Below are 10959 nucleotides of genomic sequence, written 5' to 3'. Positions count from 1 at the left end.
TTGAGAAGCGGTGTAAGTGAACTGCAGTTGCCATGTTTTACGGCAGTGAGAGCAGAGATAGCGCTGATGTCCGGCAGTGCTTTTGCCGTTACGCACCACCCCGTCAGTAGCTGAACAGGAGGGACAGCTGATAGAAACAGAAGCCACTGGAGCACCTCAAAAACACCATCATACACTAAATCAGTAAGTTGGCAGCATCACCGTCAACGATTATTATGGATTTATGTAGTTACACCCGACTAGGTTTAACCGGGTATCTGTTGAGTAGAGGGGTTAAAAAAAGAGAAATCAACGACATTGAAACCGTTGATGACCTTGCCATAGCTTGTGATTCACAGCGCCCTTCAGTGGTGTTTATTAATGAGGACTGTTTCATCCATGATGCTTCTAACAGTCAGCACATCAAGCACATCATTAATCAACATCCCAATACGTTATTTATCGTTTTTATGGCAATTGCAATGTTCATTTTGATGAATATCTATTGGTCAGAAAAATTTTATTGATAAGTTCTAAATCGATTAAACCGGAATCTCTCGACGATATCCTTGGCGATATTCTGAAAAAAGAGACAACGATAACCTCTTTTTTAAATATGCCGACGTTATCATTGAGCCGAACCGAATCGAGTATGTTGCGAATGTGGATGGCAGGTCAGGGAACCATTCAAATCTCTGACCAAATGAATATCAAAGCCAAGACCGTTTCATCGCATAAAGGTAATATTAAACGTAAGATCAAAACGCATAATAAACAGGTTATCTACCATGTCGTCCGACTGACGGATAATGTGACTAATGGTATTTTTGTCAACATGCGCTAACACATTCTGACTGGTGGTTTCCCACCAGTCAGGCTGAATAAGATTACTCTGCTTTCTCCACAAAGATACCGTCCTGATGCCCTGCTTCATTAAAGAACCAGATGCCGAGCGGGTAGTCTTCCAGCGAAACCAGGTACATTGTGCCTTCACTAAACTCCTCAACTGCTAGTACCACGCCAGGACGACGCGGACCGCCATCCGTTTTGACTGTTACCCGATCATTCACCTTCATCGTTTTCCTCCTGTGGCTTTGTGCCAGTGTAGAACAATTTCGTTTTTCTGGCAGCGCCAGGCGCGCGCGAGTGCTGATTTTCTCGACGGTCTATACTTAAGAGATGCCAGGCGGACTTAACGACTGGCGGCAACAACAGAGTAACGGTTGCGAGGAAAGATGATGAAAACCGCAAAAGAGTACAGCGATACCGCAAAACGTGAGGTCAGCGTCGATGTCGATGCCCTGCTGGCGGCGATCAATGAAATTAGCGAAAGCGAAGTTCATCGCAGCCAGAACGATTCTGAACACGTTAGCGTCGATGGACGTGAATATCATACATGGCGTGAATTGGCGGATGCCTTCGAACTGGATATTCATGACTTCAGCGTCTCTGAAGTGAATCGTTGAATGCACAATAAAAAAATCCCGACCCTGAGGGGGTCGGGATGAAACTTGCTTAAGCAAGAAGCACTTAAAAAATTCGTTACACCAGGAAATCTGATGTGTTCATCACCTTATCCGCAATTTTTTTCGCTGACAAGAAAATATTCGCGATATGAATGATTAACGCTACTTATGAATAGAAATGTGACGTGCGTCACCCCTTGGTGGCTCTGGCGTCAACGGGATCGCTCCCGAAAAAATCATCTTTGATTATTTGTGCTGTTTTGAGAATCATCCTGGTAAGGGGAGAACTGCGCGACCATGTTTTCAATTCAACAACCACTACTGGTTTTTAGCGATCTTGATGGCACCCTGCTGGACAGTCATAGTTATGACTGGCAACCGGCTGCCCCCTGGCTCAGCCGTTTACGCGAAGCGAATGTTCCCGTCATTCTCTGTAGCAGTAAAACTTCAGCGGAAATGCTGTACTTGCAAAAAACGTTGGGGTTACAAGGGGTACCACTGATTGCCGAAAATGGCGCAGTGATCCAGCTTGCTGAACAATGGCAGGATATAGACGGTTTTCCACGCATCATCTCAGGTATTAGCCATGGCGAAATCAGCCAGGTTTTAAATACGCTACGCGAGAAAGAACATTTTAAATTCACGACTTTCGATGATGTCGACGATGCAACCATCGCCGAATGGACGGGATTAAGCCGTAGCCAGGCGGCGCTGACGCAGCTGCATGAGGCGTCGGTAACGCTAATCTGGCGCGACAGTGACGAGCGTATGGCACAATTTACCGCTCGTCTGAACGAACTGGGCTTACAGTTTATGCAGGGTGCGCGCTTCTGGCACGTCCTGGATGCCTCTGCCGGAAAAGATCAGGCCGCCAACTGGATTATCGCGACCTATCAACAATTATCAGGCAAACGCCCAACCACACTTGGCCTGGGCGATGGGCCAAACGATGCGCCCTTACTGGAGGTAATGGATTACGCGGTGATTGTGAAAGGGCTAAACCGTGAAGGGGTGCATCTGCATGATGAGGATCCGGCCCGCGTCTGGCGAACGCAGCGTGAAGGACCGGAAGGATGGCGTGAAGGGCTGGACCATTTTTTCTCCGCTCGTTAAGCGTTATCGCTCGCGCATACCCGATTACGCCCGGCCTGTTTAGCGAGATAAAGCCGACGGTCAGCCAGTGACTGGAGTTGTTCAAAATCATAATCACCGGTTTCCTCGCTGCTACTTACCCCCAACGAGGCACTGATGCGTATCGTCGTACTCTTAGCAATCAACATCTCTTTTTCATTTAACTTCAGGCGAATACGTTCTGCGACTTCCGCAGCCTCCGTCAGACTCGCGCCTGGCAGAATCACACAAAACTCCTCACCACCGACCCGCCCGGCAACGTCCTGCGCACGCAAGGAACTGCTAATTAATCCGGCAGCATGAGAAAGAACACGGTCGCCCGCCTGATGACTAAAGCGGTCATTAATCGCTTTAAAATGGTCAAGGTCGACCTGAATGACAGAAAAAGGATGTTGGTGCGTCTGACACAATTTCGCGAGCGGACGGGCTTTTTCAAACAGTGCGCCACGATTATATAAACGGGTTAAGGTGTCGTGCCACGCCTGCCACTGCAACGAGCTTTGCAGAACATACATGTTGCTAACCATCCGGCGAATCACATACCAGGAGATGAGTAACATGGTGGTAAAGAGCGCCCACAGCAGGGTTAATGCAATGCTGATACTGCCGAAATCGCCGCGCACGCCTTCGCTTAGCGTATGGACGCGCACCAGCACACCGTCGAAATGGTCCAGACGTTCCCAGCTAACATAGCGACTGTCCATACGAATGCCGCCCCGCGTGTCATGTTCCATCGCCTGCGCCAGCAAGGCCAGTTCACGAGGATCAAAAATATTCCCTGTTGGATGGTCAGGATTGGAAGAGGTCAAAAATCTCAGCTTACTGTCATAGAGCTGATACTCACCATCGAGGTTTTTATCGATGGCGTTTCTTAAAAATTGCTGCATGGTACGCACGGGAATACTCATCCCCAGCACGCCATACCAGTAGTTATTACTGTCTACCGGAACACTGACGGTAACCTGCGGTTCAGTATTGCTGGCGTGTTCCGGTTGCGAAGTAAACCAGCGTACCGCGCGGTGACGATTTTCTCGTTGCGAATGGCCGATAAACCAGGGTTGGGTGACATAGCCGTAATAACGCGTTGGTACATTGCGCGTAAACAAGGTCGGCTGCGTCGAAACGTAAAATCCGGCACGCGAGACATACATCGCCTGTTCAACCATCGACGAGGTGTTGTGCGCCAGTCGCAGCAAGTAACCAACTTCCAGTGCAGCGGTAATTTCATTGTCGAGGCTTTCATTTTCGCGAGACAGGAGATTCCCCTCGCTGACTAATGCATCCGATACGCCATTGACTGACAGGGTGCGTCGTCGGTTGAGTTCAATTTGCCAGGCGTGCTCGTCGCGATGCTGTTCGAACTCGGTTACAGCATTACGCAGTGAAGTGAAATCCAGTGGCGCTACGAGAGCTTCGCGCATGCCATTACGCAAAAAGATCAGTTTGTCGACGTTACACTGCAAATGCTTATCGAGCGCGTTGGCTACGTTTTCCAGATGATTACGCTGGCTGGAGATATAGGCATCTTCCAGCACTACCACTTCACGCCAGGTCAGCAAGGTGGAAAAAAGCAATACCACGATAAAGCAGAGATTAACGACATGACCAGGCCCCAGGCGGCGTGCGATTTTTTTCAACCAGCTCTGGTTTTCCATTTTTGTCTCGTGCTGCACCCTGACGACTCCCAACCTGCTTTTTTATGATTCTGGCATAACCTGGCGATAGCGTACCGCAAAACAGCGATAATTTTATAATGGTGGCATGATAAGACGCGACTATCATTCATCGCAGGCATTGGCACACCAGGCCGGAAGTGATCCGGCCTGGTGTTAATGATACCCTTTCAAACTTCTTCCGCAGAACGACTCCCCTCCCCCGGAACAAGCTCGGTTTCATGAAAAGCTTCCCGCTTGACCCCGTAACCGTCATACCAACGACACTCAACCATACCGCTGGAGTATCCGGTGACAATCATCCGCGGGCCGCCCTCTTTAACCGTAACTTCCTCACTAACCATAAAGCTCATACTCGCCTCCTTTTTTCGAGTGAAACTTGTTCACCTTAGTTGAAGATGGCGAATTTTGCATAATAGCCTGTGCGAGTATTAATGTGCCTGACCGCGTATTTTCGCTACGGCTTTCACTCCCAGCACCACGATGCCGCCGATGATAAATCCAAGAATCAGATTTAAAACAGTCGGTAGTATCATCGCCACCACTGCACTTTGCTGCCCGGCGAAATGTTCAATGGCGTGATGCAGCGGCGCAATACCATGTACCACAATCCCGCCGCCGACGAGGAACATCGCCAGCGTGCCGACAATCGATAACGCTTTCATCAGCCAGGGCGCAATGATCAATAACCCTTTACCTAATGCCTGCATCAGCGCGCTGGATTTTTCCGCCAGCCAATACCCCAGGTCATCAATCTTAACGATAACCCCTACCAGACCGTAGACGCCCACGGTCACTACCAGCGCGATGCCTGAAAGCACCAGCACCTGATTAAGCAACGGCGCTTCGGCCACAATCCCCAGCGTGATGGCGACGATTTCAGCAGACAATATAAAATCGGTACGAATCGCCCCTTTTATTTTGTCCTTTTCAAACTTCAGCGGATCCTGCGCCGCCAGCTTCTCCAGACGCTGCTGGCTCTGCGCCGGATCTTCTTTATGTTTACGCGCCTCCAGCATATGCAGCACTTTCTCTACTCCTTCAAAGCAGAGAAACGCGCCACCAATCATCAACAGAGGCGTAATCGCCCACGGGATAAACGCACTGATGATCAGCGCCAGCGGCACCAGAATCACTTTATTAATCAGCGATCCTTTCGCCACGCCCCAGACCACGGGAAGTTCCCGGTTGGCCCGCACGCCTGAAACTTGTTGCGCATTGAGCGATAAGTCATCCCCTAATACACCGGCGGTTTTCTTCGCCGCCAGTTTGCCCATCACGGAGATATCGTCCAGTAGTGTGGCGATATCATCGAGCAACGTCAGTAAACTACTCCCGGCCAAAAGCATTCCCTCTCATTTTTATTGTTGAAGGGTGTAAGTATGAAGCAAAAACGGCAGCTCTGATACTTGCTTCACAGGTCAACATTTTTTTAACAATCAAGTGCAATTATATCTCTCGCCAGCAGAATGATTTTCACGTTTACTATGAACCACCTTTTTATTTCTACCGTGAGGGATTATGCGTTTCCGCCAGTTGTTACCGCTTTTTGGCACGCTGTTTGCGTTGTATATCATTTGGGGCTCAACCTATTTTGTCATTCGGATTGGCGTGGAAAGCTGGCCTCCGTTAATGATGGCAGGCGTTCGATTCCTGGCAGCCGGTATTTTATTGATGGCATTTTTGCTACTGCGCGGACACAAGCTCCCCCCGCTACGTCCGCTGCTCAATGCCGCGCTGATTGGCCTGTTATTGCTGGCTGTCGGTAATGGCATGGTGACGGTTGCCGAGCATCAAAATGTTCCTTCCGGCATCGCCGCCGTTGTGGTTGCAACCGTGCCCCTCTTTACCCTGTGCTTCAGCCGCCTGTTTAGCATTAAAACGCGCAAATTGGAATGGGTGGGTATCGCCATTGGGCTTGCCGGAATCATCATGCTCAATAGCGGTGGAAATTTAAGCGGCAATCCGTGGGGCGCGATTCTGATTTTAATCGGCTCGATTAGCTGGGCGTTTGGCTCGGTTTATGGCTCGCGCATTACCTTACCTGTAGGGATGATGGCGGGTGCGATTGAGATGCTGGCGGCAGGCGTGGTGTTAATGATCGCGTCGATGATTGCAGGTGAAAAACTGACGGCGCTCCCTTCCCTTTCAGGCTTCCTTGCGGTCGGCTATCTGGCGCTGTTTGGTTCGATTATCGCCATCAACGCTTATATGTATTTAATCCGTAATGTCAGTCCGGCTCTCGCCACCAGCTACGCCTACGTTAACCCGGTGGTCGCGGTCTTGCTGGGTACGGGACTGGGCGGAGAGACGCTGTCGAAGATTGAATGGCTGGCGCTCGGCGTAATTGTCTTCGCGGTGGTACTGGTCACGTTGGGAAAATATCTCTTCCCGGCAAAACCCGTAGTTGCGCCAGTTATTCAGGACGCATCAAGCGAGTAAATGAATCCCCTGCGTGTCGATCTGCGCGCTGGCACCTTCGCCGCAGATCCACTCTTCCAGACGCTCGGTAAGCGCTTCATCCGTCAGCTTCTCGCGCCCACGTAATGCACACTCCCAGACAATCAGTACGCGCCAGCCGAGTTCCTGCAAACGACTGATATCGCGCGATCGCGTTCAACATTTTTACCTATCTTCTCCAGCCAGAACTCGGTTCGAGTCGCAGGCACTTTAAACAGATAGCAGTGATGATGATGCCAGAAGCAGCCATGGGTAAATATCACGCAGCGATATTCATCAACGACAAAATCCGGGCTTCCGGGCAGACTGGCGTCCTGAACGCGAAACGCCAGGCCCTGCCCGGTTAACAGACTGGCGAGGCGCTTCTCAATCGCCGTATCACGCGTGGCAATCGCGCGCATATTTTTGCTGCGAGTGGCCTTATCGTGAACGTCGGCCATGTTGTGCCTCTTGCTGACGCAACGCCACCGCCTGTTTGATTTTTGGCTCAAGCAGTTTTGCCACCGCGGCAAAGACCGGCACGACCACCGAGTTACCGAACTGGCGATAGGCCTGAGTGTCCGAAACCGGAATGCGGAATTTCGCTTCTCCCGGCGCTTCAAAACCCATTAAGCGCGCGCATTCCCGAGGCGTTAACCGACGTGGACGATGTTGCTGATTCAGCGGATCGTCAAAGTCTTTCTCACCTTTGGCCATATCCCAGCCGCGATCGATTAAAATTTCCGCGCCATCTTTGTAATAACGCGCAGACAGCGTACGCGTGACGATTTGCGGATTGTTCGGATAAACCATTCCATAACCGAAGCCGTTACCGCGCGCCTGATGTTTTTTCGCATATCGATAGAGGTACTTCCACAGCACCGGCGTCAGGATATATTTCGCCTCGACCATCGGGTCCAACAGCTGCGCCAGCGTCACTCGCTGTGCAGGGAAACATTCGCTGATATCACGCAGAGTAAAATCGGCTTTCAGATTAAGATCGCGACGAAAACCCACCAGCACGATGCGTTCACGGTGCTGCGGCAGAAAATGTTTACCATCGATGATTTTCGGATCGTCCGGCCCGTTATCTTCTGCATCAGCCACGTCATAGCCCAGTTCGTCCAGCGTCTGCATGATGATGCGGAACGTTTTACCCTGGTCGTGACTTTTCAGGTTTTTGACGTTTTCGAGCACAAACATCGCCGGACGACGCGCGTCGATAATGCGTACCACATCAAAAAACAGCGTGCCCTGGGTATCGCAGGCAAAACCGTGCGCCCGCCCGAGCGAGTTCTTTTTCGATACGCCAGCCAGCGAAAATGGCTGACAAGGGAAACCGGCCAGTAAAACATCGTGTTCAGGAATGTGTTGACGAATATGTTCCGCCGCCGCCTCATCACTCACGCCTTCTTTATGGCTGAGGGTGATATCGCGGATATCTTCATTAAAATGATGCGTCGCCGGATCGCAATAATGGTTGGCTTTATAAGTGCGTACCGCATGTTTGTTCCATTCGCTGGTAAACACGCATTGTCCGCCAATCGATTCAAAACCGCGACGGATGCCGCCAATTCCGGCAAATAGATCGATAAAGCGAAACGCATAATGCGGATGATGTGCCGGTGGTTTGGGTAACAACGTTTGCAGATGGGCGAACTCTTTCTCACTTAAACGGTGCCATGCCGAGTCATTCGCCAGCGCACGTTTTAAAATTGCCGCGCTCCAGTGATTCTCACCCACACCATTAAGCTGCGCCACCAGCGTTTTAACATCATAAATTTGCAGCAGTTTCTCCAGCATTGCCTGTGCGGCATTCCCGGTGCTGTATGAATCGGTTACTGATATATTTTCCTGCATAGATTTAACCGGCCATCTGAGATGGCCGACAGGTTAACATAATTACAGCCATTTAGGGCCACGCGCTTATCCCGCGGGTGAAAACGCATCTATCACCTTGTGATCGACACCTTCATTCTCCCCCGCCAGTTCGGCACTGAGCTTCGCCATAAACTCGACTAAAAAATGCGCGTTGCGCTGCGCCAGCTGCTTGCCTCTTGCGGTTTGCATGGTTTGCGGTAGCTTCAGCAACTTAGTCTGGAAATGATCCAGCGCGTAGCGTTTATCATCAAGCGGGCGATGCTGTGCGAACGGATCTTCACCATCAAACAGCGCCACGCCCAATGCCCCTGAAACGGCAAACACGCGCGCCAGGCCAATCGCCCCCAGGGCTTCCAGCCGATCCGCATCCTGGACGATTTTAGCTTCCGTTGTTAAGGGGGCGATTTGCGCGCTGAAACTGTGAGCGGCAATGACATGACAAACGGCCTCGATTTTCTCCGCCGGAAATTGCTCGAACTCTTCACGGAGCAGGCGACGCGTCTCTTCTGCCGCCAGGATTGAAGAACGCTGCCTTTGCGGATGATTTTTCGCCAGGCTCACAATATCGTGAAAATAACAGGCGGTTAAAATCACCAGCATATCGACATCGTCATCTGCCGCCAGCTTCTGTGCCGTAGCCCAGACGCGGCGAAAATGACACACGTCATGGGCCGCGTCCTGGTGCTGATGATGGTTTTTCAACCAGTTTTCGAACTGTGCCTGCCAGTGTTGTAAGTCCATACGCGCTCCGTTGCCAAAGAGTCGCCACCTTAGCAGTTTTTATTCATAGCGTCTGCTACGTGCGGGACGAGGTCGGGTGTACCAGGCAATGCTGCCTAACAATGCCCCGACCAGAGCCATAAATAAAAATCCGACCAGTGCCCCTAACCACTTTCCCGCGGTAGAGCCTAAATCGCTTTCAAATCCCGACACGGGGGCATCGGGGATCCGGCTCATCACCCAGATGTAACGCGCCATTGCCCAGACGAAATAGCCACACCATGTATAGAAAGCCCACAAAGCCAGTTTGCCGCCAGGGCTGCGAGAGAGTCTCTCTTCCATCTTTGTCGAACCGTATTCCATTTTGAGATAACCCGGAAAATTCAGACTTAGTACTATTATGTGATAAAAGTCACATTTTTTCACATTGGATGAGCCAGTCAAGACTCAATCATTTTTTGAACAAATAGATAAATTTTGCGCAACGGCAGTGAATACAGGAAAAATCGTTTTGAGCGATTTTATTTATCTTTGATATCGGCTTTATTAATTCATTTAATCAATATATTAGCACTGATTACAATTATACCTTTTTATTATTCTGTGTCATGATGCTTCCGTTATTAGCCTTTTATCGTCTTGTTTATATTTTTTGGGCCGGCATGATGCCGGCTTTTTTTTATGCCTTCATTAATGTGCGCCTGATCACACCAGCCGTTTGGCGCAACAATCATTGATACCCCCTATGTTTCCGCTCAACTCATAACATATTGATATAGATTTATAATTTTCATGAATATTTATATTTAGAATTCATAATTCTGAATTATATTAAATAGATTAGAAACATTTTGAAATCTTTTAAATACATTTGTTGCATGTAATGCTTAAAATAAAATGAACTTCATAGAATAGTATCCAAATGTGCTTTTTTTTGGATAACGGCACTTATTGATATATTCATGAAGATTATAATCACAAGGGAATACATAATGAAAAGAAAAGTTCTGGCAATGCTGGTCCCGGCGTTATTAGTTGCTGGCGCAGCAAATGCGGCTGAAATTTACAATAAAGATGGCAATAAAGTTGATTTCTACGGCAAGATGGTTGGCGAACGCATCTGGTCAAATACTGATGATAATAACAGCGAAAACGAAGATACCTCCTATGCTCGTTTCGGTGTTAAAGGTGAAACCCAAATCACCAGCGAACTGACTGGTTTTGGTCAGTTTGAATACAACCTCGACGCCAGCAAGCCCGAAGGCTCTAATCAGGAAAAAACCCGTTTAACCTTCGCAGGTTTGAAATATAACGAGTTAGGATCTTTCGACTATGGTCGTAACTACGGTGTTGCTTATGATGCCGCAGCTTATACCGATATGTTAGTTGAATGGGGTGGTGATTCCTGGGCTTCCGCTGACAACTTCATGAACGGTCGTACCAACGGTGTTGCAACCTACCGTAACTCTGATTTCTTTGGTCTGGTTGATGGTCTGAATTTTGCTGTGCAATATCAAGGTAAGAACAGCAATCGTGGCGTTACTAAACAAAACGGTGATGGCTATGCGTTGTGGATTTGCCCCTATATTTCCAGACATCTGTTATCACTTAACCCATTACAAGCCCGCTGCCGCAGATATTCCCGTGGCGAGCGATAACCCAGCGCACTA

Annotated in this window: 11 protein-coding genes and 3 pseudogenes; 5 read left to right on the top strand and 9 right to left on the bottom strand. The window is 49.4% G+C overall.

Annotation, left to right across the window (positions count from 1 at the left end; all coding sequences use genetic code 11):
• The coding region (locus BGK49_RS25205) for an IS1 family transposase (RefSeq protein WP_001393286.1) at positions 1–147 on the bottom strand (147 nt) is incomplete at its 3' end.
• Positions 148–215: 68 nt separating this feature from the next.
• Between BGK49_RS25205 and rcsA the strand changes: the two are divergent.
• Positions 216–823 (top strand): annotated as a pseudogene (gene rcsA, locus BGK49_RS03285) (transcriptional regulator RcsA).
• 43 nt (positions 824–866) lie between these two features.
• Here rcsA and dsrB read toward each other — a convergent pair.
• On the bottom strand, positions 867–1055 hold the full coding sequence (gene dsrB, locus BGK49_RS03280; protein ID WP_000867217.1) for a protein DsrB: 189 nt from the start codon (positions 1053–1055) through the stop codon (positions 867–869).
• Positions 1056–1217: 162 nt separating this feature from the next.
• Here dsrB and yodD point away from each other — a divergent pair, with 162 nt between their 5' ends.
• Together yodD and BGK49_RS03270 are read left to right on the top strand one after the other, a co-directional pair.
• Complete coding sequence (gene yodD / locus BGK49_RS03275) at positions 1218–1445, top strand: peroxide/acid resistance protein YodD (protein ID WP_000844800.1); 228 nt, start codon at positions 1218–1220, stop codon at positions 1443–1445.
• A gap of 297 nt (positions 1446–1742) precedes the next feature.
• Positions 1743–2558 carry a mannosyl-3-phosphoglycerate phosphatase-related protein gene (locus BGK49_RS03270; RefSeq protein ID WP_000491513.1) on the top strand — a complete coding sequence of 272 codons (816 nt, stop codon included), beginning with the start codon at positions 1743–1745 and terminating at the stop codon, positions 2556–2558.
• Here the strand turns inward: BGK49_RS03270 and dgcQ are convergent.
• The 3 genes from dgcQ to BGK49_RS03255 all read right to left on the bottom strand — a co-directional run bounded on the left by dgcQ (position 2555) and on the right by BGK49_RS03255 (position 5598).
• Positions 2555–4249, bottom strand: coding sequence for a cellulose biosynthesis regulator diguanylate cyclase DgcQ (gene dgcQ, locus BGK49_RS03265; protein WP_077897541.1), 1695 nt, complete (start codon positions 4247–4249; stop codon positions 2555–2557). The two genes, BGK49_RS03270 and dgcQ, sit on opposite strands and share 4 nt — an antisense overlap.
• 170 nt (positions 4250–4419) lie before the next feature.
• Positions 4420–4602, bottom strand: a complete 183-nt coding sequence (locus BGK49_RS03260) for a YodC family protein (protein ID WP_000009307.1) — start codon at positions 4600–4602, stop codon at positions 4420–4422.
• A 78-nt stretch (positions 4603–4680) separates the two neighbouring features.
• Positions 4681–5598 carry a DUF808 domain-containing protein gene (locus tag BGK49_RS03255; RefSeq protein WP_000922682.1) on the bottom strand — a complete coding sequence of 306 codons (918 nt, stop codon included), beginning with the start codon at positions 5596–5598 and terminating at the stop codon, positions 4681–4683.
• Positions 5599–5770: 172 nt separating this feature from the next.
• Between BGK49_RS03255 and yedA the strand changes: the two genes are divergently transcribed.
• On the top strand, positions 5771–6691 hold the full coding sequence (gene yedA / locus BGK49_RS03250; RefSeq protein ID WP_001212273.1) for a drug/metabolite exporter YedA: 921 nt from the start codon (positions 5771–5773) through the stop codon (positions 6689–6691).
• Here yedA and vsr read toward each other — a convergent pair.
• The 4 genes and pseudogenes from vsr to drpB form a co-directional block, all read right to left on the bottom strand.
• Positions 6680–7149, bottom strand: a pseudogene (vsr, locus tag BGK49_RS03245) (VSPR family DNA mismatch endonuclease). The gene yedA and the pseudogene vsr overlap by 12 nt on opposite strands.
• Positions 7130–8548, bottom strand: coding sequence for a DNA-cytosine methyltransferase (gene dcm / locus BGK49_RS03240; RefSeq protein ID WP_001157235.1), 1419 nt, complete (start codon positions 8546–8548; stop codon positions 7130–7132). The pseudogene vsr and the gene dcm overlap by 20 nt, the downstream one beginning before the upstream one ends.
• A gap of 66 nt (positions 8549–8614) precedes the next feature.
• Complete coding sequence (locus BGK49_RS03235; protein ID WP_000365569.1) at positions 8615–9310, bottom strand: phosphohydrolase; 696 nt, start codon at positions 9308–9310, stop codon at positions 8615–8617.
• A gap of 39 nt (positions 9311–9349) precedes the next feature.
• Complete coding sequence (gene drpB, locus BGK49_RS03230) at positions 9350–9631, bottom strand: cell division protein DrpB (protein ID WP_001297704.1); 282 nt, start codon at positions 9629–9631, stop codon at positions 9350–9352.
• A gap of 650 nt (positions 9632–10281) precedes the next feature.
• On the opposite strand from drpB, the pseudogene BGK49_RS03225 reads away from it, so the two are divergent.
• Positions 10282–10860 (top strand): annotated as a pseudogene (locus BGK49_RS03225) (porin); the annotation flags it as partial.
• Between the last annotated feature and the right edge of the window lie 99 nt (positions 10861–10959).

It is taken from the genome of Shigella sp. FC1544 (assembly GCF_001722145.1).
GTDB lineage: Bacteria > Pseudomonadota > Gammaproteobacteria > Enterobacterales > Enterobacteriaceae > Escherichia > Escherichia coli.
Note: the sequence above shows the minus strand (reverse complement) of the source record. Positions and strands in the feature narration are given on the sequence as shown.

Coding starts and splice junctions, on each gene's coding strand:
- BGK49_RS03260 (WP_000009307.1), bottom strand. CDS start 4,602: ATGAGCTTTATGGTTAGTGAGGAAGTTACGGTTAAAGAGGGCGGCCCG.
- BGK49_RS03235 (WP_000365569.1), bottom strand. CDS start 9,310: ATGGACTTACAACACTGGCAGGCACAGTTCGAAAACTGGTTGAAAAAC.
- dsrB (WP_000867217.1), bottom strand. CDS start 1,055: ATGAAGGTGAATGATCGGGTAACAGTCAAAACGGATGGCGGTCCGCGT.
- drpB (WP_001297704.1), bottom strand. CDS start 9,631: ATGGAAGAGAGACTCTCTCGCAGCCCTGGCGGCAAACTGGCTTTGTGG.
- BGK49_RS03255 (WP_000922682.1), bottom strand. CDS start 5,598: ATGCTTTTGGCCGGGAGTAGTTTACTGACGTTGCTCGATGATATCGCC.
- yodD (WP_000844800.1), top strand. CDS start 1,218: ATGAAAACCGCAAAAGAGTACAGCGATACCGCAAAACGTGAGGTCAGC.
- dcm (WP_001157235.1), bottom strand. CDS start 8,548: ATGCAGGAAAATATATCAGTAACCGATTCATACAGCACCGGGAATGCC.
- yedA (WP_001212273.1), top strand. CDS start 5,771: ATGCGTTTCCGCCAGTTGTTACCGCTTTTTGGCACGCTGTTTGCGTTG.
- BGK49_RS03270 (WP_000491513.1), top strand. CDS start 1,743: ATGTTTTCAATTCAACAACCACTACTGGTTTTTAGCGATCTTGATGGC.